The sequence below is a fragment of the Thermoflexus sp. genome (assembly GCF_042408365.1).
Taxonomy (GTDB): domain Bacteria; phylum Chloroflexota; class Anaerolineae; order Thermoflexales; family Thermoflexaceae; genus Thermoflexus.
In genome coordinates, this window is sequence record NZ_JBHOQJ010000121.1 from 1 (window position 1) to 23,739 (window position 23,739).

Genomic DNA, 23,739 nt, shown 5'->3' on the forward strand with positions numbered 1-23,739 from the left:
GAACCTGGACCACCCGTTCGGTCCTGCGCTGTACGGGGTGTCGGTCATGCATTGCATGACGGTCTCACTGGCGCAGGGGGGCGAAGGGCTGGGGACGATGTGGGGGGAACAGGTAGCGCAAGAGTATCTGAAAGGGGCTGGATTCGCCGATGTCCAGGTCCATCGTCTGGAAGGCGACCCGATGCACGCCATTTACGTCGCGCGGGCTTAAATTGATCTTGATTGGTGGCCCACCGTCCAGCATCAGCGCCGTCCGCTGATGCTGGACGGTGGGCGCAGATGAGTTGAACTTTATCGAGGGATGAGCGCTACGCGCCTGTTGTTGTGTGTCGCCCGCCTGTGGGTGTCGCCTGGCGGGGTGATGGTTGGCCGTGGACGCTGCGGTCGGGGCGCCTGGCCCGCCGTCGCCGCCCGTGACCGAACCTGAGCGTTTCTCTCACTCTCGGCGCGATTGGCCTGGCCCGAGGCCGATGGGTCAGAGTATGCGGGTTAACAAGTAGGCCGAATAGCAAAGTCCTTCCGCTATGGCGCGGGGACGGGCTATCAGGTTGGTTGAGATGATTTTGCCCGCAGTCGCCTTGCCCGGCATGGTGGTTGAAAGGCGGCGTCAGGTGTATTTCAGTTCTAAGTTTTATGACGGGCGCAGAGTACGGGCCACAGTTGGGCAGGTGGCAGCGCATTGCGGCAGCCCTGAAGCGGTAGAAAACGCTCGGCACTGAGTGATTGTTCAAAAATCAGTAACCCGGTGGCAGAGCCGGATAACCCTCCTATTCTTATTCTTAATCCCATAGCCTAGCACCAGCGCCAGATCGGCTCCATCTCTCCCCAAATGGTTCCCACACCATGCCAGAAACCGGCTCGCATTCCCTGCCGACCCCTCTTGCTTATACCTCCACATCGCTCGATATCGCTCTTTGATCCACCGCCTAAGCGGTCGCTCCGCCGCCCCGGTGGAGAGGTCAGCGCGGATGCCCTGGGCTGGGGTTCAGCGGACCGATGCAACGCGAGATAATTTCTTCGTTCAAGAACTTGATTTGACAAAAGCCCCCGCCGCTTCAAGGGCCGAGTCGGTTCACAGAATACTCGGCACCGAGGCTGGCCCTCTGAGGAGCGCCCCGGGCAGCCTCCCCCGCTGTCCCTCGCGGTTTGGGGGAGCAACCCGGCTCCTCGTCAATGACGCTGCTCCCGAAAAGCGAGGCGATGGCCTCGCGGCCCTCACGATTTTGGGGAGCAGCCCGCTCGTCGCCCCGCGGTGCTGCTCCCTAAAAGCCCAGGGGGCAAGGCCGCGCGAGGGGCTTCCTCTTCTATGGAGTTGTTGACGGCTCTCCAGAGCCCTCCGCCGTCGGTCTCCAACAATCCTTCCGCGCTTTGTCCGGAGGGCGGCGGGGTGGCGTTTGACCGAAGGCCAATCGGGGGTATAATCGAGGCAGCCTTTGAAACGAAAAAGCCCTCGGCGGTGTAGGGGACACCGACCGGAGGGCGAATCCCCACGCCGGCGCCGACGGCGCGGAGATCACCTCCAGCATACCCCAAGACGCCGCCTCCGCCAAGCCCGGCGGGGCTGTTTGGGTTTCCTGTTCGACCTTTCCTTCCTGCCTCGGAAAGGAGCAGCGATAGGGGTTAGAGATCCAGAGGGTTCTAGGTTCGCGATCCCCTTCCTCTTCCATCGGCTCCTTCGGAGTATAGCCGTCGAGACCTGAAGCTGACCTCCGGACGTGACTTCGGACCAGGCGCTGAAGGGCCGTAGGGCAACGCCCACGGAGGTCCCTCGAGCACCAGGGACGGTCGCAGGGGCGGCATCCTTCTCGGGATTCCGACCCACCGAAAAGCGGTCGGGACGGATCGCCCAGGGGGGTGTCCGAACTCGTGTCGGAAGGTCAGGCGATCGGCAAGGGTAGCCCAATCGCGCGTTCATCTCGAGGTGTAAGAAATGAACCGCTTGGGGTCAGCTTCTCGGCTCCCTCTCCTCCTGATCGTGCTGCTGTCGGCAGGTTGCATCGGCCGGACGCCAGCGGCTGGCTTCCCCCCCACGCCGACGGCCCGACCGGATGCAGCGCTTGCGAAACCCTTCAGCCCACCCCCACAGCCAAGCGTTCGACCGCCGCCCTTCGACGTCGGTCTAAGCGTCATCGTCGTTTCTGTCACGCAGATCACTAAAGGAAACAATCCCGATTGGTTGGGCCCCTACTACAAGGCGTACGTTACCTTCTCCAACGCGGGCCGCCCCAACCAACCTGTAAGCCCCGAACAGTCCCTAACCTTCGGTGCGGATGGCGGATGCGATGCCTGCTGGCAGGGCAGTTATTCCGTGCCGAGTGATTCCTCCGTATACTTCTCCCTCAAGCTGGTGGATGACCAAGGGTGGTGGGGCGGCGAGCAGCCTGTTCACATCGTCGGCGAATCGGACACGCTACGGCTGGTGGTGAGCCCCGACATCGGTTACATCGGCGGCTCGGTCCCTACCTCCTATATGCAGCAAACCGATGATGGCTTCGTGTTCGAAGGCAGCTTCGCCGGTAGTCATGGCGAGAGGACGGCTTCGATCACGGTGCAGGTGATGGCGCAGAGCGACTTACAACATCAAGCCTGGCTCCGCCACCGCATTTACACAAACTATCGCCAGCTAATGTACGGCGCCAGCGGCGCGTGGGGTGAAGACTGGCTTGACTGGTGGAATGAGAACGTGCAACAGCTCAAGGCGCAACTTTTCCCACTGCTGATGACCTCCTTCGGCCTTATGACGCTTCCCCTCGATATGGCGGCCGGCATGGTGGCCATGGACCTCCTCCCCGATTGGAAAGACATCCTGGGAGATATCTTACAGGAAGCCTTGGAAGGCGTCGCCGAGGACTGGCTCAACTCCGCTCGCCAATTCTCAACGGCCAATTTAACTGTTCCGGACCTGGGCGCCATCGATATCGCCAATATCGAGCTTTCTTGGGACTGGTGCAGCGGCGGACAACTGAACGAGGTCGCGTATTGGACCGACGATATACTCAGACATGTAGCAGAAGAGAAGACGGCACTGCGCCAAAACAACAGGACGGGAATCATCGGATCGTTAAGCCAACAGATCACGGCGACCCAGTTAACGATTAGCGCAGCAAACCGGGCTATAAGAAACCTGGCAGACTCTAAAAAACCCGAAACCGGATATCCTATAGTATGCAACCAGGCAGGCACAGATTATTTGATTCGATTTCTTGAAGAATACAAGGGCTTTGTGGCGAGGGATGAGAAGTATCTCGAGGATACGCTCAAGCTCTTACAACCACCTCCCCGTCCGAAGGTTGTAGCCGTCGAGCCAACCGGCATCCTCAGCGTAACAGCGCCCATCCGCGTGTTCTTCAGCGAGGCGATGGACCCAGACTCCATCCGGCCGCGGTCCCAAGATCCTCAGGAATACCCCATCCAGCCGCCAGAGGCCTATCGCCAGTTCTCCTTCACTTGGAGCCCGGATGGCATGTGGCTGACCTTAACCCCGGTCGATCGTCTCGATTACAACACAACGTATACGCTCGAGCTGACCCAGCGTCTGACAAACCGAAAAGGGATCCCCCTCGAGCCCTACACGCTCCGTTTCACAACGGAGAGCGGACCAGTACCGCCAACGGCCATCTTCTACCACGTTTCCGTGAACTCCACATACGGCGCCGGCGCGCTTTCCAAGCTGCAGCGCGGCGGGATCTACGCCGCCCAGCCAACATCGCTGGACTACTGGACCGTGAGGCGATCCTTAGGACCCACCGTCGAGGCCGTTTTCAGGACCAACGACCCGAGCAGGCGCTTCGAATGCTGGTCGGCAGATAAAGTCGCGCCAGGTGTCGTCGAACATAGCGGCCAGGGGGTCATTGGCGAGTACAATGGCAAGCTCTACTTCATCCCCATCGGCAGGGACTGCCCATCCTATTTTGTGCTGGAGTTGCTGGACAAAGTGTCCCCCCTGCCATCCACACCGGTCCAGGCGGCCACCCTGGAGATCAAAACGTTTGAGGGCAATGCCTCCATCGCCGAACAGGTCGGGCTCAGGCCCGGCGCGCGTTTTCCGTTGGAGCCGATCGCCCTTCAGGAGTATTCCAGCATGGGAACCGATATCGGATCAGGCATCATTCATGCCCCGGGATCACCTCTAGATGGCAAGGAATTGCGCATCTATGCGCTTCTCCGCGACCCGTTTACGGTTATCCCGGACAAGCCGCAGGCCGCCTTTGCCATCCGATTGATCCCCGGACAGGTGAACTTATCGCCGGTCGACTTTGTCGTGTATAGCATGCAGGAGGGAATGAAGGGGGCGTGGCGCCTCACGCCACCCAGGTAGCCAGCGTCGGAGGGCGAGAACATCAAGTTTTTCGGCGGAGGAGGACCTCATGGCGCAAGAGCTTTCCCCATATGCCCTCTACGCCGCCCGTGCCTTTATCGATGCGCTCAAGGGCAGGCTCAAGCTGGGCCTCATCGTCCGGAAGCCGCTGGCGGCCTCTTTGGAGAAGCTGGGCTTTAGCTTCAAGGAGCTTACCCGAGAGGAAGCCCAGAAGCGGCTCAACGAGATCGTCCAGGTCAAGGGGGCAACGATCACCCACGCGGATCTCATCAAGCATGTGGCGCTGGCTCTCGTCGCCCCATCGGCGCTGCTGACCGCCTTCCAGAAGAAACTCGTCTACACGAGCGGGGTAGACACCGGCGATAGCGTCGTTCTGGAGTTCCTGATCGACATCCCCAGGCTCTTCCGCCCCTCCCTCTCCTACTACCTGTGGCTCAGTATACCTTACAGCCCCGAGGGGGCAGAGAAACTGACGACGATCTTTCGCACCATCAAGCGGAGCGCCGACAGGGCCCCGCTCACCCCTCAAGAATGGGCGGATCTCAGCGCGGTGCGAGCCGAGCTGGCGCAGACCGGCATTCGCGGGATGGACGAGGACCTTTGGCACCGCCTGTAGCGGAAACCCAGGATACGAACAGCTTTCGGATGAGAACGCTGGCCCTCATCCTGATCCCACTGCTTACCCTGTCCCTTGCCGGTACCGGCAAGACGCCAACCGTTTACTTCACTCCTGGTCCGGCAACCTCTTCACCTGAGCCAACGCCGAAGCCGCAATCGAAGCCCGTGAACAGAGCGACTGGGCGATCTGGAACCCCGACACCGCCTGCAGCGTCACCCCGCGAGCGCCTGACGCTCACCGAAGGGACCGGCCGGGCGCGATCCGCATAGTGCTCAGCTGGACTGCCCCCATGCTGTCTGGTGGCAAGTGGACATAGGACGTGACTTCTCGGAGGCCGTGGTCGGCAAGGAGCCCTTTCCTTCACCCATGGATTTCCCCATGGGCGACATCGCCCCCCGCGAGAAGCTCGCCAGCAGGAACCCCGATGTCCGGCCCCCAAGCAATGGCCTCCGTTCGCATGGCGCCATTCCGCGGTCCCTCACCCGGGCATTGCGTAGGACCAAAAGGCAGGGTCCTCTCAGTAGACTATCCAACAGGCGACGAAGAAGGACGTGTGCACCTCGAGAGCCGGTGGCCGTTTGAAGATCCCGCGCGGCCGTGGGGATCGCGTCCTCCCAGCGGGTGCGGGAGGGGTTCCGGGGTCCTTGGGCCATGGAGAACCCAGGGTTTCGGGTCCGGGATGTCAACGATCCAAAGGGCTGCCTTCCCGGGCGGAAGATCGGTTGGGGATGGGCAGCGCTTCGGAACGGCGCGTGGAACCCCAACCGTCGATCGAGGGATCGGTCGATCCCGAAGGCCTGGCGGGATTTTCCCGGACGCCCCGAGCGTCTGCCCTGGCTGTTCTACCGTCTTGGGTAGAGCTTTGAAAAGCCCCGGAGGTCAGGGCATTCCGCTTGACCGAAAGGTCCATCGGGGATAGAAATGAAACAACTCTTGAACCAAAAAGCCCTCGGCGGTGGGGGCGGCACCGACCGGCGGGCCGATCCCCAGACCGGCGGCGGCGTGGGGATCGCTCCGGCGGTCCTCCGCTCGGGCTCGGCGCCTTCGCGGCTGGGCCCCGAGCGGCCGAACGCGACAGGACGGCGACGATGACGGAAGCCTGTACGCTCGGCGGGACATGCCCCCATCGGGGCGGCCCGCCGTCGGGGCCCGATCGGAGCTGCCCGCATCTATTGGGAAGCGCAAAACCCCTGGGCCGCGGGCCGGCGCGCCCCGGGACGCGCGCGGGATCGCCAAGATGGGGATCGATGGAGACCGTAACAAGATGAAACCACTGTATTTATCTGCCCTCGGTCTGGGGATCTTCCTCCTGCTCGCCGCCTGCAGCGGCGGAGCTCCCCCAACGGCCCCTTCGGGCGCTGGGGGGATCGGGCGGAAGGTATCCGTCCCGGGCGGCTTCTACACCAACATCTCCGTCGCCGAACTCCAGACCATGCTGGCGAACAAAGACTTCCTCCTCGTCAACGTGCACATCCCCTTTGAGGGCGATATCCCGGGCACCGACCTCTCCATCCCATACAATGAGATGGAGCGGAACCTGGGCCAACTGCCATCCGATAAGGATGCCAAGATCGTGCTGTACTGTCGCAGCGGGCGGATGAGCGCCATCGCGTCCGAGACCCTGGTCAGGCTGGGCTACACGAACGTGTGGAACCTGGACGGCGGAATGATCGCCTGGGAGCAGGCGGGCCTCCCCCTGGAGGGCCGATAGGGGATCGAGCGCATTCAGGGAGATCTACCGTAAGCGATTCGCCTGCGGATCGTTCGTCTCCCATCGTGCGGCTTGAGATGCGGGCCGCCGGGCCGCTGAAGGTGGGCATCACGACGCCGCGCCCCCGCTGGACCGGCGCGTTGGAGCGCGACGGCCAACGTTTGCTCAAACCTCCTCTCTTCCCCCTGAAGCCCATCGAAGCCCGCTTCCCCAATCACTGAAACGGATTCGGGGATGTGCTGGATGATTCCCGATTCCACCGCCAGTTTCCAATCGTGTCGGGAACCGGGCGCCGAGGGCGTCGCCGCTTCCACCGGTTGGGGAAAGCGAAGCCTATCAGAGTGATCACGCTCCCTTGTCCGACCTCGGCGGTGGGTGGCGGAAGGCCTTCCGAAGGGAACAGATCCCTTTTAACGAAGCGTAGAGGTCCCCGAGATCCGCGAGATAATTGGGCGATCCAAGATCGCTTGCGGGCCAAGGGTTGCGGTTGTTGTCGAACAGGGTTCGGGCCTCGGCGAAAAGCGCAAAGGCCTGGCCGGGCTCTTCCAGCTGGCCCGCGAGGGCAGGACGGATCGGGTGGTGGTTGAGTTCAAAGGCCGCCTGGCCCGGTTGGGCTTCACCTCGATCGAGCGCGACCTCAACGCCTTCGACTATGTGCCGTTTCCAAGCGGTGGCGGGAGCTCCGCGCCAACACCTTCCTCTCCGTGGGCCAGGCGAACCCGAAGGGCCTGGAGGGCCAATAGGGCAACGCCAGCGCCGAGATCGTTTACGACGACCCGAGCGAATCCTTCCGGCTCAATATCTGCATTCCACCCGCGCCCGGCCTCAAAGCCGGCCGCAAACGGCGGAGGCCGGAGGACCGGGTCCCCGTCCGCCTGGAGGTCCCCGCCCGCTACCGGGGCCTTTTGCTCCGGCACCGGACGAGGGGGGAGGCTGACACCGTCCGTGTCGTCCGCCGGGACGGGCGGTTCGAGGCCTTCCTCTCGTTCCCCCTGGAGGACACCGCCCCGATGGCCGGGATGGACCTTAACCCCGACCGCGTGCCGGACCTGGTCCATGCCACCGGCGGGAAGCGGGACTGGATCGCGGGCAACCTGGCGAGGAAAATCATGGATTAGCTAGAATCCCTGGGGGTGAAACCGGTCGCCCTGAAGGAGCTTTCCTTCGCCCAGGATCACGACACGGATCGGCGCTTCAACCGCCTCCCCCACAACTTCGGCAACCGGCGGCTTTTCCAGCGCTGGGTCGTCGTCGCCCGGAAGCGGGGCCTTTCGGTTGGCAGGGTTGACAACAGCTGATGTTTTTGTTATCATTCATTTCAGTCACGAAGCTCTCCGACTGGGCGCGCACGCAAGGCGTTCGTTACCTTACCGCCTGGCGGTGGTTCCGGGCGGGCAAGCTCCCCGTGCCCGCCCGGCAACTCCCTAGCGGCACCATCCTGGTGGAGGAACCCCACCCAGAAGGGCGCACGGTGCGCTACGCACGGGTTTCTTCCGCCGACCAGAAGGAGGACCTCCAGCGCCAGGTGCAGCGCCTGGAGGCGTTCGCCCGGGAGCAGGGTGGGGTGGACTTCGAGGGGGTGGCCGAGATCGCTTCCGGGCGGAATGGGAAGCGGAGGAAGCGGCTCCGCGTGCTCCGCGCCCCCCAGGTGAGCCGGATCGTGGTGGAACACCGGGATCGGCTGGCCCGGTTTGGGTTTGAGAGGGTGGAGGCAGCCCTAGCGTCCGCAGGCCAGCGCGTGGTCATTGTGGAAGAAGGCGAGGTGAAGGACGACCTGGTGCGGGATCTTTTGGAGATGCTCACCTCTGCCTGCGGGCGGTGGTACGGGCGCCGTTCGGTCCGGAACCGGGCCCAGCGGGCCCTGGAGGCGATGGGATGCGGGTAACGCAGGCCTTCCGCTTGGAGCTGGACCCGAACCGTGCCGCCCGCATGGCCCTGGCCAAGCACGTGGGGGCGGCCCGCTTCGCCTACAACTGGGGCCTGGCCCGCTGCCGGGAGGCGCTGGCGCAGGGAAGACGCCTCCCCTCCGCCCGGGACCTCCACAAGGAATGGAATCAGTGGAAACGGGCGCACGCCCCCTGGTGGGTGGAGGTGTCCAAGTGTGCGCCGCAGGAGGCGTTTAGGGACCTGGAGCGGGCCTTGAGAAACTGGAGGCAACGTAAAACGGGTTTCCCCCACTTCAAGAGGAAGAAGCACTTGGACGACAACACCGCCCGCCTCACCGGCTCCATCCGGGTATTCCCCCGGCACGTGCAGCTGCCCCGCATCGGGAAGGTGCGCACCAAGGAGCGGACGGAGAAGCTCCTTTCGCTCCTCAAAGAGGGAAAAGCCAGAGTTCTTTCGGCCACCGTGGCCCGGGAGGCGGACAGGTGGTACGTAAGCCTAACCTGCGAGGTAGAAAGGCCCGACCCGCATCCGAGGGAAGGAGAACCGGTAGGGGTAGACTTGGGCCTTTCCTCCTTCCTGGTGCTTTCTGACGGCACAAGGGTAGAGGCTCCCAAACCCCTGGCAAAATCTCTACGCCTCCTTCGCCGGCGATCGAAGCAACTTGCCCGCAAGCAGAAGGGCTCGCGAAACTTCCAAAAAGCATCCCTGAAACTGGCCCGGCTCCACCGTCGCATCCGGAACATCCGCCAGGACTTTTTGCACAAGGCCACCACGTGGCTGGCGAGGACCAAGCCGGTCATTGTGGTGGAGGACCTCAGGGTGAAAAGCCTGGCCCGAGGGATGCTTTCCCGTTCGGTTGCCGACGTGGGCTGGGGCACCTTCCGGAGGATGCTGGGGTACAAGGCGCAGTGGTACGGGTCCAAGATGATCGTTGCTCCCACCCATTTCCCTTCCACAAAGCGGTGCTCCGGATGCGGATGGATCGCTTCCAAGGTGCCCCTCTCGGCGCGGGTCTTCCGTTGTCCCCGGTGCGGGCTGGAGATGGACCGGGACCGGAATGCGGCCTTGAACTTGAAGCGGTACGGGCTGGCCGTCCTAAGCGGCCCTACCGGGAGTTCCCCGGGAAGTCACGCCTGTGGAGATCCCTCTGGCGGCGGAACGGTCGGGTGATCCCTAGACCGGTCTACGAGCTATGGGTCGTTGAAGCAGGAAGTGGCCGGTCATCTGTGGAACCCCACGGGGTGAAATAGATGACGATGAGTCACGGAACGGTTGCACCCATCGGGCGCTGGGCTTCGAGGAGCGGCTGCCCCGCGCGCTGCGGGGCGGACGGCCGCCGAGGGAAGGATGGTCGTCGCTGCGGGCGTGGGGGGCGCTCTTCGGGCGGTTCCAGGCGGCCCGGGAGGGGCTTCCCTTCCGAGGCTGGAAGCCGTCAGACGGGCGGGTTTTTCTGTCTACCCGCCCGCCGCTCTCCCCGGTCGGGGCGGCCGGTAGGTGGGGTCACTCCTCCCGGTATGGGCCCACGGGCTTCGGCCCGTGGGACGGAAAAACGCCGGGATGCGGCCCGGCCATTGGAGGCCCGAACCAGGGGCCGGGCCGGCCAGACGGCGATGGAGGTCGCCGTCGGCTCCAACGGGATCGTGCTCGTTGGAGCCTGCACAAGGCGTACCTATACAAATACAAAGCTGCAGATTGCTCGGCTTTGTATAGGGAGAGAGGACCTCCTCGTGGCCATCCTACGCGTGTGGCTTGGCTCGGACTCGGCGTGACGGCGGCCGCGGCGGTGCTTGCGCCGCTGGCGATTCGGCGGATCGCGGTTGCCCCGATCCGCGTTAAGGTCCGCGTCCGATGAGGCTTCGGTCGGAAACCGTTTTGCGACGGATGGAGGTCGGTCGATGATCAAAGCACTGCCTTTTGCCAACGCGCTAGCCGTAGTCACGATGGGCATCCATGTGCTGGGCGCAGTGTTTGCCCTGACGGCCCCGGGAGCCTACGTCGCCCTGCTTGCGAATTGGATGTTCCTGGATCCAAGCGGGCTTGCCGCCGGCGGACCGGGCCTCACCCTCGCCGGGTTTGTCGTCGGCCTGGTGACGACGGTGGTCGTCGTCTGGGTGATCGGGCTGGCGCTGGCGGCGTTGTACAACGTCTTTGCCGGGGCGACCGAGGCCCGTGCGGCGAGGTGACCGGGCGCGAAGGTCCTCCAGTTGGGCTCGCCGCGTACTGGATTGGGCCTGCCCCCGCGGCTTCACGACGGGAGCGGAGCGACCGTGCCGGACAGGAGGCTTCTGCGGGCGCTCGGGCTGATCTTCGGGCGCGCCTACGCCTCCCGTTGGGTGGTTGGCCGCGCGGCGAGCTGGGTCGCCGGGGGCGCAGATGAGCGCATGCGATGGTGGGGCGTCGCGGAGGCTGGCCTTGGCCTCGCCATGCTTGCGAAGGCGCCGTTCGGCTCCTACACCGGGGTCGACCGCTCCGAGGACATGTTCGGCCGCGCGCGGGCAAAATCCACGCGAGTGGCGAATGTCCAACTTCAACAATCGGACCTGGTGGCGGCTGGTGGGCATGGTCACCCGTGACGCGCTGCGGAGTTTCCTCCGGCTCAAGCGCGAGGCGCACCCGGCGGGGCAGCCAGCGGTCCCTCCCAAGCACAGCGGACGCCACCGCTCGGCACCGCGCTTCGTGCTCAGGTAACCCTTCTCGCAGATCAGGGACCTGGCCAGGTTAAATCCCGACTTCAAAGCGCTGGCCCAGCTCGGCTGTATCCTGGAAGTAGATGCTGTATGCGCCTTTGGGCTATCTTCTGAAAAAGCGGGCTGGGTGCGCGATTTCTGCGCTGGCATTGGGGCGGATGAGGAGCCGGCCAGCGGGACAACTTCTGGGGCCCTGGCCTGTGACTTGGTGAAGCACGGGGTGGTTTCTCCAGATCAACTAGGGGTGCGGGTGCAGGTAGAACAAGGAATGGAGACGGGCCGGCCGGGTCGCATCGAGGTCGGCTTGGGCCTGTCAAAAGCCAACATGGAGCGCTTGAGGGGAGGATTCAGAGTCGTCCGGTTCGATGGTCATGCAGGCTTCAATACTCCCGAAATAACCGCCAGCGGCTTTCTCGATGGGATGGGGCTTGCCATGGCAACGGGGCGCTGCTGGAGAGCCCTGGCGAATCGCATCCCCGGATTCCTCGCCGTCCCCGAAGCAAACGTCGTGCTTATGGGCGCCCGTGACCTCGAGGAGGAAGAAAAGAGCGCGCTCGAGGCCTCGGGAATCGCGCGGGCAGATGTCGGATCGATCCGGATGAGGGGTGCTGCTACTGCCCTGACGCCGTTTCTGAGGATGCTTCACCACGGGCCGCCCAACCGGCGCTGGAGCCGACAGCGCCTTCGGCGCTGTGCCCCCCGCGCGAGCCGTTGGGCATCAACGGAGGAGGGCGAATGCCAAAGGTCGCGTTGGATCCGGAGAAGCACACGTGGCATCCATCGGTGTTGCCTGGGCCAATCGTGGTGGTTTCGACAGTGGATGAGGGTGGGGAACCCAACCTGGCGCCCAAGAGCTGGATCATGATGGCCGCCTTTGCCGGGCCGGTGATCGCTTTCGGTTGCAACGTCGAGCACACCACTTACCGGAATATCGCTGCCACCGGGGAGTTCGTCATAAACATCCCGGCCGAACCGCTGGCCGAACGGATCTATGCCCTCATCCGGTCCTATGGGAGGGAGCGGATCCAGCAGTCGGGCTTCACTCTGGTGCCCGCGCAAAAGGTGAAGCCGCCCATCGTTCAGGAATGTCGGACTCATCTGGAATGCGAGCTTGAAAGCATCAAGCAGTACGGGAACGAAGTCGTCATCTTCGGGAAGATCGTGGCGGCCAGCATCGATGCGGAGTGTTTGGTGGGGGAGCCACCGGAGCAATACTTCTCCCTGCGTCCGATTTTCTTCCTGGAGGAGAACACGTATGGATCCATCGACACTGCCAAGAGGGTCGACCGGGAGTGGCCGACGGCGCACAAGCTATTCGTCGTGCATGTGGGTAGGCCCCCGGATCGGCATGTCGCCCCAGACCTGATTCAGAGCCATGGGGCATTCTTGCATGCGCTGCGGGTTCAAGGGCGGCTTCTAATGGCTGGTCTTTTCTCCGATGAGTCCAGCGAAGGCGACACCCCTTTCGAGAGTACTGGGATGTACGTGATTGGCGCTGCATCTAAAGAGGAAGCCGAGGAGTTGGCCCGCCAGGATCCATTCGTGAAAGCGGGTGCATCGTATACGGTCAGGACCTGGGTCCGCACTTTTTAAGCGTGTGAGCGGGTCAATCGGCGGTGGCTCCGTGCGCCCAACAGCGCGTGGACGCGATCGGAAGAACGACGGTTATCGAGCAGGCATTTGCAGCCGACAACGCCCCGCGTTGCGGCGGAGGTGCAGCGTGAGCCTGCGCCCTTGGCATCCGCGCTTCACACCGGGGGTTACGAAATGAAGTGGACACAGGAGGAGATCACCTTATTATCGCCCGTGTTGGAGCGCTTCGAGATCGACTTGAAACCGCTGGATGGTAAAAGCATCCTTGTTCTGTGTAGTTCCGGCGGTGATGTCGCATTTTGGCTGGCACGCAGGATGAAAAAAGGCAAAGTCATCGGCGTGGAACTGGATCCACAACTCCTCGAACGTGCCCGCCAACAGGTGAACGAGCAAGGACTAGAGCGCATTGTCGAGTTTCACCAAGCGGAGAAAACCCGCAGTCCGTTCCCTGACAGCACTTTTGACGCTTTGGTGAGCGAATTCGTCGTTTTTCCGACCCCCGCTCCCACCGAGATTGGGCAGCCCGAAATGGCACGTGTGCTCAAATCGGGTGGCCTCATGGCACTAACGGACGTGATTGTGGTCAAGCCGCTTCCCCAAGACGTGCGCACTGAACTCCGGAACATTGGTCTGGATTATCTCTGCGAAGCCACCCAGGACGATTTCCTTCGCTGGATGGAGGAAGCGGGGTTGGTGGAAACCGAGGTGGCAGATTTGACCCCTGTTGTGCGTCGAGTTTGGGAGAGGAGACGTCAAAGTGTTTCAAAAGCAGAGGAACCCAAAGGCTTTACTTATCTTCTTGATGACCCAAACTTTGGCTTGGGCAGCGCAATTTTTTACATCTATGTTCGCGGTAAGAAGCCTTGAGTCTTGTTCAAACAGTTCTCCCACTTGACGCCGCTTCGCTGCGAAGCGCGGCGATTGTAAACTTATTCCCTTCCTCTCGAGCTCTTCCACCATCCACCTCTACTTCTTCGCCATCACCACCTCCCCCCAAAGCCGCTGGAATCCCGAAAAGGGGGCCTCCGTCATCTACCTCGCGGCAGTTCTTTCGCCGCTCAATACCTCTGCAACGGCGGGGATCCGCTGACGCTAAGGCGCCTGCTGGGGCCCAGCACGCTGGGGATGGTGGGGCGGGATGTCCAGCGGGTGGGTGAGGATCTGCGCGAGGCCCACCGGCGGGCCTCCCCAATCCGGTCCGTGTTGGATGGGTCAGAGAAAACCGGGGGGTCGGCGGTTCGATTCCACCTCTCGGCACTGCCGGGGGGGGCGTAGCTCCGTGGTGGAGCGCCTCCTGGCCGTGGAGGAGGTGGCGGGTTCGAGCCCCGTCGCCCGCTCTGGCGGTGGAGCCAAGCGGCCCAGGCAGGGGTCTGCAAAGCCCCGGACGTGGGCTCGGTGCCCACCGCCGCCGCTCCTGAAACTCCAACGCCCCGGGGTTCTCTTCCCCGGGGCGTTGGAGTTTAGAGGTCTGCGAAGCGGAGGCTGGGCGAGAGGGCGGGGGGGCTTTCGCCCCTAAGCAGCGCTGGCGCTTTTGGCCGTCTCCTCCAGCCCCCGAGGATGGTTCTTCCCTCGCTGGGAAGGGGTGCTTTAGCGCTGGGCGGTGCGGGACGTGGGACGGCGGGGGATCCGGGTCTGCCAGTCAAAGTACTGGACCCGAGCAGGATCGTTCCGCTGCTTTTGAAGCCACTCCTCGAACGCCTGCTGCTGGCGCGCCTGAAGATAATAGGACGCCAGCTCGCGATCCTCGCGGCCGGCCACGAACGCAATGTGATAGCCTACCGTCGAGGTGATCACCGAAGTCGTCGATGAAACCGGCGTGGCGAAAACGATCTTCTCCAGTTCCGTTCCGTATAAGGAGCCCAGCCCCCCGATCGGCGTCCAACCCAGGTTCACGGCGGTGGCGCTCACCACCTTGCCGGCCTGTACGTCTTCGAACACCCTCTCGAAGCCCTCCGATTGAATCCGACGGTAGAGCTCACCGGCCAGGTCCGGCGTCTCGGCGGTGATCAGACGAACGTCCACCTGTTCCTCGTGGGTGGGGACCTCCCGGGCGAACGCCTCACGAAGCTGTTGCTCCAGGAGATCCGCCTCCACCAGCGCTCGATAATCCGACTCAGAGAACCCCAGGGCCTCCCATTGCTTGAGCTGGGATATGTAGAGGGCGCGAAAGCCGGCCTCCGACATCGGGGTGACCGTTGGAAGGGGGGTGGGCTCTGGGGTCCCCGGGCCGGGGGTGGCGGTCGGGGTCGGGGATCCGACCGGGGTGGGGGTCTCACGGATGAAGCCGAAGCGCCGCTCGATCTCCCGATCGATGGCCTCCGGCGAGACCCGGATCCCCCGCTGTTCGGCCTCTTTCCGGATCAGCTGCTCATCGATCATCTGCTGGAGGACCGCCCGGCCCAAGATGATCGGATCCTCCAGCTGAAGGTTGATCTGGTTGATTTGCTGCCGGTAAACCGCTGCGATGGTCGCTTGGGTGGGATCGTTGGGGTCCAGGGCGGCGACTTCCCGCTCCAGGAAGCTGACTTGCTGTCGCAGCGAGGCTTCCGCGAACCGGAATCGCTTCTGAAATTCCCGGGTCCGGATTGGCTGGCCGTCCACCGCCGCCACCGGCTGGTCGGGCCAGATCACCTGCTCGTAGAAAACCCCGCCGGCCACGACGAGGACGGCCAACAGAACCACGCCGGCTGCCCCCAACAGGAGGTATCGCTGCAGCCGGGCTTCCCGTTCCACACGGGAGATGGCCTTACGGTTGACGCTGGTGGGCTTGCGGGCCATGCAACTCCTACGAGAATGGGTTGTCGCCTTCCCGCTCAGAAGCCACGATCGAGCGCTATCCAAAGGCTCCCGAAGTTAGGCTTCCAATCGCTACACGCCACCCCAGCCGTACTTGCGCACGTGCTCCGCCGTGAACGGCAGGAGCCCGAGATGACGAGCGCGCTTGATCGCCACCGAGAGACGTCGCTGGTGCTTGGCGCAAGTGCCGGTTTGACGGCGTGGCTTGATGCGCGCCCGCTCGTTCACAAAACGGCGCAGCAGGTCCACGTTCTTATAATCGATGGTCACGCGCTCCACACAGAAGTAGCACAGACGCGGCGGTTGCACATAGCGGCGCGCCGGGGCCGCCTTCGCGGGGGCGGCCTGGGGCGGCGCGGCAGGCGCGGCCCCTTCCACCGCGGCCTCCACCGCCTCCGGGTTAGGGATCTCCATCTCGTTTCGCTCCTCCATCAAGGCAAACCTCCCGAGTTATGAGAATTCAGCGAGGGATCCTTCCCCAGAAAAGTTGAGCGGACAAAGCCCGAGAAATGCCCAGCCCCCAACATGCCCCGAGGGCTTCCAACAAGCCTCGGGGGCCACAGGGCGCTTCAACGTTCGGCTTCTCTGTGGGGAGGGGGAAGGAAAGGATTTTAAGAGGACAGGGCGGCCAGAAACGGTCTCGCTGCTCCAAACCCCGCATTAGAAGGGAAACTCTTCCGTGGTTTCCTCCTCTGTTTCCCCCTCCTCCTCACTGAGCGCCTGGGTAGCCGAGCGGCCTTCTCCCAGAAGGATCATCTCGTTGGCCACCAACTCCGTCCGGTAATGTCGACGGCCCTCCCCATCCTCCCACCCTCGGGTTTGGAGCCGTCCCTCCACATATACATACATCCCCTTCCGAAGACGTTGCTTGCAGACCTCTGCCAGCCCACCCCAGGCGACGACATTGAACCACTCCGTCTCCTCCCGTCGGTCGCCGTTGCTGGCGATCCAGGTCCGAGTGGTGGCAACGGGAAACGTCGCGACCGGACGTCCGTTCGGGGTGAAGCGCATCTCTGGATCCCGCCCCACTTGCCCGATGATCATCACCTTGTTCAGCCCACGCATTGCCGGACTCCACCTTCCATGGTTCCAGGTTTCCCGCGCACGCTTAATTCTCATCCAAGCGGACCAGGAGATGGCGAAGGACCTCTTCGGTGATCCGTAGGGTGCGTTCCAGGGGCGCTGTGGCCTGGGCCGGCATTTCGGCCCGCATCAGGATGTAGTGCCCTTCCATCCTCTTGCGGATCGGATAACAAAACCGGCGACGGCCCCAGGGGATCACTTCCTGGACCTGCCCACCGTTCGAGGCGATCACATTCTTAATCCGCTCCACAAGCTGATCGAGCTGTTCCTGAGTCAGCTCCGGATCCAGAACGACCATCAGTTCATAAGGTCGGATGCGCGGCGTCGGTTGAACGAGCACGGAAAATCGCCTCCTTCCCATGGGATTGCCCCCGCTCCGGGCGGGAGCGGAAAGGTGCAAAGCAACGGCTATCCTACCACAGATCAGGCGATTTCGCAATGCTCATCGCCGATGGATCTGCGCCGGAGACCCGGTTCTGGTTATCCGAATCCCAGCGCCCACTCCAACAGGGCTCCGAACCCATAACCCAGCATAGCGCCCCCAGCCAAGAAGGGAAGCCCGGCGTGGCCCTTCCCCCTCGGGAGAAGCCAGCTGACCAGGGCCATATGGCCGAGCAGAATGCCCATCAGCGTCCCCAGCGCCGGCCACTCGGTGGGATGGGCCCGGAGGGCGGAAAAGGTTAGAGCCGCGGGCAGGACCGCGTCCCCAAACCCGATGGCCAGGGTGGGGCCCCCGGATGGGGAAGGCGGGAAGGTCAGAGGGATCAGAAACATGAGCGGCACGCGCTCCTGGAGCGCCCAGCTGGCCAACCGGAGCATATGCCCGGAGACGTAAACGGCCAAGACATCATAAAGGATCATCGCCAGCAACAGGGCTGCCGCCGCGATGGGGGTCCAAAAGGAGCTCAGGTAAACCGCTGCCGCGCTGCAGAGCAACAAACCCATTAAATTGAGCACCGCCCATCCGGGTCGGCGGCGCCACCAGAGGAGGAGACCGAAGGCCAGCCCTCCCAGAATCGGAAGGGCCCATAGCGGGATCGGTCCCAAGAGCGAGAGGATCAGGAGGCGAAGGGAGAAGAACAAGGCCGATCCCAGGGCGCCAAATAGGGTGATCCTCAGGATCCCCTGAGAACCTCGAAGCCTCAGGAGGAGGAAAGCGATCAGGAGGCCGAAGGCGATCCATCCCAGCGCCAGCGGGATCATCGAGAGCACCTGTTCCCTTGCGGGGCGGGTGGCCAGCTGCTCGGAGAGCTGGCGGGCCATGGTCAGAGAGGGATCGGGGGGTCGGGAGGGATCTCCGGAAAGCAGACCGGATTCCAAAAAACCCAGCAGGTGAACGGCCAAGAGGATCGCCATTCCGCCGCCCAAAGCGGCCGGGCCCATCGATCCGGATGGGGGATCCGATGTCTCCGGGGAAGATGCCGGTCGAGGTCCTAAGGGCGGTTCGACGCGGGCGACATGCAGGCGGAGCCCGTGAACCGCCAGCACCCGAACCCGTTCGCCGGCCGCGATCCGGCCCTCCACCGCCCGCGCGCTCCAGGTTTCCCCGCGGACCCACACCGTCCCTTCGGGATCCAGATCCGTCTGGGCGATGCCCTCCGCCCCGATCAGGCGCTCGGGGGTTTGCAGCGGGGGGCGTCGCCGGAGCTGTCGCATCAGGAAGGCCAGACCCAAGGAGGCGGTCGCGGCGGCCAGCGTGGTTCCCACCAGGATCACCGGGGCGATCCGACGTCCGGTGCCGGATGGAAGCAAGAACAGGCCGCCCAGCCCCAGGGCCAGGGCCCCCGATAGGCCAAGATACCCCCCGCTCTGGAGATACATCTCGGAGAGGAGCAGAAGGGCTCCGAGCAGGATCAACAGGAGCCCGGCGGCGCTGATCGGCAGACGGAGGAGACCGATCAGCGCCAAGCCCAGCATCAGCACCGCCAGGCCCTCCGCCAGCCCGGTCCCCGGGATGCTCCAGGCGGCGATGGCGGCCAGGATCCCACCCACCAACAGCAGATACGCCACGTTGGGATCCGCCAGCCAGGCCCACAACTGCTGCAGCCAATCCATTAGGGACTCCGGGTTCACGTCTTGCGCAGGACGATGGCCATCGCCTCTTTCAGGCCTTCTAAGGCCGTACGGCTTTCCTCGTCGATCGCGCAGGCGATGATGCACGCGTCCATGTGGCTTTCCAGGAGGACGATGATCGCCTGGTTGAGCGCCGCCTTGATGGCGGCCAGCTGCACGAGCAAGCTGTTGCAATCCTGATGCTCCGCCAACATCCGCCGGACAGCGGTCAGATGCCCCTCGATGCGGGCCAGGCGGGCATCCAGGGCGCGCTCCTGCTCTGGAGTCAGATATACTTGCACGCGGGGCGTCCGGGATGCCCGGATCAGCGATCCCCGCGCAGGCTCATGGGTCTTCGCGGAACGCTTCGGCATTCGGCCTCCCTCTATCCATGAGCTATGCCGTTCGGGCTGGATCGACTTCCTTCCGGCTGGCGCTCCTAAACTGCTCCTTCAGTGGAGGATAAGGGGCCCGGAAACCCACATCCAGCAATATGTGGCTGGGCGACCCTGGCCTCCCTCGGATCAGCCCTGGCTCGGGAAAGGCAGAAGGGATCCCCCTCGCCTCGAGCATACTGGAAGAACCTCAAGAGAGCCAAGCCCTCGATGATCGAGCATGTCCCAGCAGGTCTTCCCTTCCTCCCCTCATAGCCCTTTGGGGCATGGCAAGCTACGGTGGCTTTGCACACAAAAAATGTCTTTTCAGGCGGTGCGGGCCGCCCGAAGACAGCCCGCACCGCCTGAAAAGATTCCACGAGGGAAAGGGCATCCTCTTGCCAAAATGCACGGAAGTTGCTATAACTAATACTGCCAAAGGGCTTGGGGAGGGAGAAGGCCTCCCAGTGTAATGTGTTCCAGCGCTGGCCCCGCTGCATCCCGAGAATCAATCTTGCAGGCTAAAAGGAGGAGGCGCGATGAACCGTTCACGTGCTTGGTGGTGGCTTTCGCTGGTCGCGCTTGTGGGCTTGGTGCTTTCCGCCTGTGCCCCTGCGGCCACGCCAACCCCCCAGGTGGTTGAGAAAGAGAAAGTCGTGGAGAAAGTGGTGACCCCCACCCCAGTGCCCCGCAAGGTGCTGCGGGTGAACCTCGGTCCCGGCGATGTCCCCACTCTGGATCCCTCCCTGGCGACCGATACCTCCTCGATCCAGATCATCGAGCTGGCCTTCGTGGGCCTGACCCGCCAGAACGAGGAGACCGCTGCCGTTGAGCCCGGGATGGCCGAGCGGTGGGAGGCCTCGCCGGATGGCAAAGTGTGGACCTTCTACATCCGCAAGGGCATCCCGTGGGTGCGCTGGAACGGCCAGGAGGTGGAGCAGGTCAAGGACGAGAATGGCAACGTCCGCTACGTGACCGCCCACGACTTCTATTACGGCGCCATCCGCACCCTGGATCCCAAGACCGGTGGCGAGTACGCCTACGTCCCGGCCTTCTTCATTGAGGGAGCCGCGGAGTTTAACGAGGGGACCATCACCGATCCGGCGCAGGTCGGCATCAAGGTGATCGATGACTACACCATCCAGTTCACCCTGAAGGAGCCGGTGGGCTTCTTCCCCAACATCGCCGGCCTGTGGATGCTGCGGGCGGAGCCCAAGTGGCTGATCGAGGAGAGGGGCGACCGCTGGACGGAGACCGGCTTCTATCACTCCTATGGCCCCTATGTGATGAAGGAGTGGGTGCACGATAGCTACATCACCATGGTCGCTAACCCCTTCTGGCCCGATAACATCCCCAGCGTGCCCAAGCCGAAGATCGAGGAGATCGTCTTCCGCATGCTGGATGAGTCCCCGGCCTTCGCCGAGTACGAGGCCGGCAACCTGGATGTGGCCGGTGTGCCGCTCGCGGAGATCGACCGGGTGAAGGCCGATCCGACGCTCTCCAAGGAGCTGAAGATCGCGCCGATCCTCTGCACCTACTACTACGGCTTCAACGTGACCAAGCCGCCGTTCGATGACCCGCGGATGCGGCTGGCCTTCTCCCTGGCAGTCGACCGCAAGGCCATCGTGGAGAACGTGACCAAGGGCGGGCAGGAGCCGGCCCAGTGGTTCTCCCGGCCCGGCCTGCAGGCGGCGCCCACCCTCCAGACCCATCCGGACCTCGGCGTGAAGTATGACCCCGAGCGGGCCAAGCAGCTCTTCCAGGAGGTCCTCAACGAGAAGTATGGTGGCGATGTGAAGAACCTGCCGCCCATCACCTTGTGGGTGAACCAGGTGGAGGGCCATATTAAGATCGCCGAGGCCATCCAGCAGATGTGGAAGGAGGTGCTGGGCGTAGAGGTCGGCCTCCAGACCCAGGAGTGGAAGGTCTACCTGAAGACGCTCCAGACGGACCCGCCGCAGATCTGGCGCCTGGGCTGGTGCCAGGATTACCCCCACGCGAGCAACTTCCTGAAGGACGTGTTCTACTCCACGTCCGACAACAACCACACCAAGTGGGGGAACCCCGAGTTCGACGCCCTGGTCGATCAGGCGCTGAAGGAGACCGACGAGGCCAAGGCCCGCGAGCTCTACGCCAAGGCCGAGGAGATCTTGGTGGCTAAGGACGCGGCCATCATCCCGATCTACTGGTACACCCGCGTCACACTCACCAAGCCGTATGTCAAGCGGACCTTCTCGGTCTTGGGCGGCCTGGAGCACTTTGAGAAGTGGGACATCGAGCGGTGATCCCGATGATTCGGCACGGGGGAGGGCGGCGAGAAAGCCGCCCTCCCCTTGTTGAAAATCCGGAGTCGGTGTAAAACAAGAGAGGCCGGGGAGCGGGCGTTGCCCATTCCGGCCTCTCTTGCTTTTCCGAAGTAGACAAGATCCTCGTGGGAGAGCGGAGCGGAATGATTCGTTACATCGTGCGGCGGATGTTGTGGAATCTTTTGGTCCTGTGGGTGATCACGGTCATCACGTTCGGGTTGATGCACGCCGTGCCGGGGGGTCCCTTCGACCGGGAGAAGCCCCTCCCACCCGAGATCAAGGCGAACATCGAGGCCAAGTATCACCTGGACAAGCCGCTGATCGTTCAGTATCTCTACTATATGCGCGATCTCTTGGTTCCTCGGTACTCTCCCAAGCTGCCGACCTCCCTGCAGGAGGATGCCCTGATCCGCTGGAAGATCGGCCCAGGCTATTTCCTGTGGATCAACCTGGGGCCTTCGTATTCCTCCCGCAGCCGCTCGGTGAATGACATCATCCGGCAAAACCTCCCGGTATCCTTCGAGCTGGGGGTCTACGCCCTCCTGGTGGCGGTCGGCATCGGGATCCCTCTGGGCATCCTGGCGGCTCTCAACCAGAACACCTTCCTGGATTACTTCGGGATGAGTTTGGCGATCTTCGGGGTTTCGGTGCCCGTCATCGTCCTCGGGCCGATCCTGGTCTCGGTCTTCGGGGTCTGGCTCAAGTGGTTGCCGCCCACAGGGTGGGGAACCCCCCAGCATGCGATTATGCCCTCCGTGGCGTTAGGTCTGGCCAGCTCCGCCCTGATCGCCCGCCTCACCCGGGCCAGCCTGCTCCAGGTGATCCGGGAGGACTACATCCGCACCGCCCGGGCCAAGGGCCTGGCCGAGCGCCTGATCATCGTCCGGCACGCCCTGCGCAACTCCTTGATCCCGGTGGTCACGGTGCTCGGCCCTCTGTTCGCCGCCTTGGTCACCGGGACCTTTGTAACGGAGACGATCTTTGGCATCCCGGGATTAGGCCGCTACTTTGTCACCAGCATCACCAATCGGGACCACCCGGTGATCATGGGGACGATCCTGATCTATGCGATCTTCTTGGTGATCGCCAACTTGGTCGTGGATATCACCTACGCTTTCCTGGATCCACGAATTCGATACACATAACCGGCTGCTGGTCCTCCGGACGGCAACACGTAAACTTAATCGAATTGAGGTGAAGGATGGCGACACAAGCAATGCGCCGAGGTGCAGAGACCCTCGCGGTTCCGACCCGTCGGCCGGTGGGGTTCTGGGAGGATGCGTTCTATCGGCTCTCCCGCAACCGCGCGGCGATGGTGGGGGCCGGGATCGTGATCTTGCTGGTGTTGGTGGCCATCTTCGCCCCGCTGATCGCGCCATATCCATACGACAAACAGGTCCTTACGGATCGGGACAAGGTGCCTGCGTGGATGGTGAAGGTCTTCCCATTCATGCAACCCTACGCGCGGATCAGCGACCGGTATCTGTTGGGGGCGGATTATGTCGGCCGGGATCTTTTCAGCCGCCTGATTTATGGCACCCGGGTATCCTTAACCGTGGCCTTCGTCGGACCGCTGATCAGCTTGATTGTGGGCACGACCTACGGCCTGATCTCCGGCTACTTCGGGGGGCGGCTGGACAACATCATGATGCGCTTGGTGGATGTCCTCTATGCCTTCCCCGGCCTTCTCTTCATCATCCTCCTGATGGTGTTCTTCCGCCAGGTCCCCACGGAACCCCGCTCGATCTGGGATGCGATACGGATTCAAATGTATAAGATCGACGCCGCGTTCGGGGGGATGCTGTTCATCTTCGTCGGCATCGGCCTGACCGCGTGGGAGAACATGGCCCGCTTGGCGCGGGGGCAGGTCCTCTCGGTGCGGGAGAAGGAGTTCATCGAGGCTGCCCGGGCGATCGGGGCCGGTCACCTCCGGATCATGTTCCGCCATATCTTGCCCAACATCATCGGCCCGCTCGTTGTGGCAGAGACCCTGGCGATCCCCTCATATATCACTACCGAGGCCTTCCTCAGCTTTATCGGACTGGGTGTGAACCCCCCTACCCCCAGCTGGGGGTTGATGATCTCCCAAGGGGCTCAGGCCATCCGCACTTACCCCAACCAGGCCCTGGCGCCGGCGCTGGCCCTGGCCATCACGATGTTCGCCTTTAACTTCCTGGGAGATGGACTCCGGGACGCCCTGGATCCACGGATGCGCGGCACCCAGTAAACAACAAGTGGGGGAGGGATGGGGGGAAGGCCCCTCCAATGTGGCCTTCCCCCCAATATCTGTCTGACGCTGAAAAGGGACCCGTT

At 63.2% G+C, this 23,739-nt stretch carries 21 protein-coding genes, 2 tRNA genes and 2 pseudogenes; 18 read left to right on the forward strand and 7 right to left on the reverse strand.

Annotated features, from left to right (window positions below; genetic code table 11):
* The 6 genes and pseudogenes from ACFMO5_RS05125 to ACFMO5_RS05150 form a co-directional block, all read left to right on the forward strand.
* A pseudogene (locus ACFMO5_RS05125) lies at window positions 1–211 on the forward strand (transcriptional regulator); the annotation flags it as partial.
* A gap of 1,719 nt (window positions 212–1,930) precedes the next feature.
* Window positions 1,931–4,318 (forward strand): Ig-like domain-containing protein, encoded by a 2,388-nt coding sequence (locus tag ACFMO5_RS05130; protein ID WP_376791681.1) that lies wholly within the window; start codon window positions 1,931–1,933, stop codon window positions 4,316–4,318.
* Window positions 4,319–4,367: 49 nt separating this feature from the next.
* A complete protein-coding gene (locus tag ACFMO5_RS05135; RefSeq protein ID WP_376791682.1) occupies window positions 4,368–4,934 on the forward strand; it encodes a hypothetical protein in 567 nt (188 codons plus the stop codon).
* 924 nt (window positions 4,935–5,858) lie between these two features.
* Window positions 5,859–6,029, forward strand: a complete 171-nt coding sequence (locus ACFMO5_RS05140; RefSeq protein WP_376791683.1) for a hypothetical protein — start codon at window positions 5,859–5,861, stop codon at window positions 6,027–6,029.
* 172 nt (window positions 6,030–6,201) lie between these two features.
* On the forward strand, window positions 6,202–6,648 hold the full coding sequence (locus ACFMO5_RS05145; RefSeq protein WP_376791684.1) for a rhodanese-like domain-containing protein: 447 nt from the start codon (window positions 6,202–6,204) through the stop codon (window positions 6,646–6,648).
* Window positions 6,649–6,713: 65 nt separating this feature from the next.
* Window positions 6,714–6,869: a hypothetical protein gene (locus tag ACFMO5_RS05150; RefSeq protein ID WP_376791685.1), complete on the forward strand. Its 156-nt coding sequence runs from the start codon at window positions 6,714–6,716 to the stop codon at window positions 6,867–6,869.
* A gap of 429 nt (window positions 6,870–7,298) precedes the next feature.
* On the opposite strand, the gene ACFMO5_RS05155 is transcribed toward ACFMO5_RS05150, so the two are convergent.
* Window positions 7,299–7,706, reverse strand: a complete 408-nt coding sequence (locus ACFMO5_RS05155; protein ID WP_376791686.1) for a hypothetical protein — start codon at window positions 7,704–7,706, stop codon at window positions 7,299–7,301.
* 75 nt (window positions 7,707–7,781) lie between these two features.
* Between ACFMO5_RS05155 and ACFMO5_RS05160 the strand changes: the two genes are divergently transcribed.
* The 9 genes and pseudogenes from ACFMO5_RS05160 (at window position 7,782) to ACFMO5_RS05200 (ending at window position 14,226) form a co-directional block, all read left to right on the forward strand.
* Window positions 7,782–7,946, forward strand: a complete 165-nt coding sequence (locus ACFMO5_RS05160) for a hypothetical protein (RefSeq protein WP_376791687.1) — start codon at window positions 7,782–7,784, stop codon at window positions 7,944–7,946.
* Window positions 7,946–8,533: an IS607 family transposase gene (locus tag ACFMO5_RS05165; RefSeq protein WP_376791688.1), complete on the forward strand. Its 588-nt coding sequence runs from the start codon at window positions 7,946–7,948 to the stop codon at window positions 8,531–8,533. Before ACFMO5_RS05160 ends, ACFMO5_RS05165 begins: the two co-directional genes overlap by 1 nt.
* Window positions 8,524–9,705, forward strand: coding sequence for an RNA-guided endonuclease InsQ/TnpB family protein (locus tag ACFMO5_RS05170; protein WP_376791689.1), 1,182 nt, complete (start codon window positions 8,524–8,526; stop codon window positions 9,703–9,705). The genes ACFMO5_RS05165 and ACFMO5_RS05170 overlap by 10 nt, the downstream gene beginning before the upstream one ends.
* Window positions 9,706–10,430: 725 nt before the next feature.
* Window positions 10,431–10,718 carry a DUF5676 family membrane protein gene (locus ACFMO5_RS05175; protein ID WP_376791690.1) on the forward strand — a complete coding sequence of 96 codons (288 nt, stop codon included), beginning with the start codon at window positions 10,431–10,433 and terminating at the stop codon, window positions 10,716–10,718.
* Between the two features lie 526 nt (window positions 10,719–11,244).
* Window positions 11,245–11,853: pseudogene (locus ACFMO5_RS05180) on the forward strand (PhzF family phenazine biosynthesis protein); the annotation flags it as partial.
* Window positions 11,854–11,957: 104 nt separating this feature from the next.
* Window positions 11,958–12,815 carry a flavin reductase gene (locus ACFMO5_RS05185; RefSeq protein WP_376791691.1) on the forward strand — a complete coding sequence of 286 codons (858 nt, stop codon included), beginning with the start codon at window positions 11,958–11,960 and terminating at the stop codon, window positions 12,813–12,815.
* 174 nt (window positions 12,816–12,989) lie between these two features.
* Complete coding sequence (locus ACFMO5_RS05190) at window positions 12,990–13,682, forward strand: class I SAM-dependent methyltransferase (protein ID WP_376791692.1); 693 nt, start codon at window positions 12,990–12,992, stop codon at window positions 13,680–13,682.
* Between the two features lie 398 nt (window positions 13,683–14,080).
* Window positions 14,081–14,152: transfer RNA gene (locus tag ACFMO5_RS05195), tRNA-Gly, on the forward strand.
* 2 nt (window positions 14,153–14,154) lie between these two features.
* A tRNA-Cys gene (locus ACFMO5_RS05200) sits at window positions 14,155–14,226 on the forward strand.
* A 176-nt stretch (window positions 14,227–14,402) separates the two neighbouring features.
* Here the strand turns inward: ACFMO5_RS05200 and ACFMO5_RS05205 are convergent.
* The 6 genes from ACFMO5_RS05205 to ACFMO5_RS05230 all read right to left on the reverse strand — a co-directional run bounded on the left by ACFMO5_RS05205 (window position 14,403) and on the right by ACFMO5_RS05230 (window position 19,120).
* The gene (locus tag ACFMO5_RS05205) at window positions 14,403–15,593 is read right to left on the reverse strand and encodes a SurA N-terminal domain-containing protein (RefSeq protein ID WP_376791693.1); all 1,191 of its coding nucleotides are present in this window, start codon (window positions 15,591–15,593) and stop codon (window positions 14,403–14,405) included.
* A 90-nt stretch (window positions 15,594–15,683) separates the two neighbouring features.
* Window positions 15,684–16,043: a 30S ribosomal protein S18 gene (gene rpsR / locus ACFMO5_RS05210; RefSeq protein ID WP_376791694.1), complete on the reverse strand. Its 360-nt coding sequence runs from the start codon at window positions 16,041–16,043 to the stop codon at window positions 15,684–15,686.
* 228 nt (window positions 16,044–16,271) lie between these two features.
* Entirely contained in the window at window positions 16,272–16,676 is a 405-nt protein-coding gene (locus ACFMO5_RS05215) for a single-stranded DNA-binding protein (RefSeq protein WP_376791695.1), read from the reverse strand.
* A gap of 43 nt (window positions 16,677–16,719) precedes the next feature.
* On the reverse strand, window positions 16,720–17,034 hold the full coding sequence (gene rpsF, locus ACFMO5_RS05220) for a 30S ribosomal protein S6 (RefSeq protein WP_376791696.1): 315 nt from the start codon (window positions 17,032–17,034) through the stop codon (window positions 16,720–16,722).
* 140 nt (window positions 17,035–17,174) lie between these two features.
* Complete coding sequence (locus ACFMO5_RS05225; protein WP_376791697.1) at window positions 17,175–18,749, reverse strand: presenilin family intramembrane aspartyl protease; 1,575 nt, start codon at window positions 18,747–18,749, stop codon at window positions 17,175–17,177.
* A 14-nt stretch (window positions 18,750–18,763) separates the two neighbouring features.
* Window positions 18,764–19,120, reverse strand: a complete 357-nt coding sequence (locus ACFMO5_RS05230) for a metal-sensing transcriptional repressor (protein ID WP_376791698.1) — start codon at window positions 19,118–19,120, stop codon at window positions 18,764–18,766.
* Window positions 19,121–19,659: 539 nt separating this feature from the next.
* Between ACFMO5_RS05230 and ACFMO5_RS05235 the strand changes: the two genes are divergently transcribed.
* The 3 genes from ACFMO5_RS05235 to ACFMO5_RS05245 all read left to right on the forward strand — a co-directional run bounded on the left by ACFMO5_RS05235 (window position 19,660) and on the right by ACFMO5_RS05245 (window position 23,653).
* Window positions 19,660–21,405 carry an ABC transporter substrate-binding protein gene (locus ACFMO5_RS05235; RefSeq protein WP_376791699.1) on the forward strand — a complete coding sequence of 582 codons (1,746 nt, stop codon included), beginning with the start codon at window positions 19,660–19,662 and terminating at the stop codon, window positions 21,403–21,405.
* 164 nt (window positions 21,406–21,569) lie between these two features.
* On the forward strand, window positions 21,570–22,571 hold the full coding sequence (locus ACFMO5_RS05240; RefSeq protein ID WP_376791700.1) for an ABC transporter permease: 1,002 nt from the start codon (window positions 21,570–21,572) through the stop codon (window positions 22,569–22,571).
* A 56-nt stretch (window positions 22,572–22,627) separates the two neighbouring features.
* Entirely contained in the window at window positions 22,628–23,653 is a 1,026-nt protein-coding gene (locus ACFMO5_RS05245) for an ABC transporter permease (RefSeq protein ID WP_376791701.1), read from the forward strand.
* Window positions 23,654–23,739 lie beyond the last annotated feature (86 nt).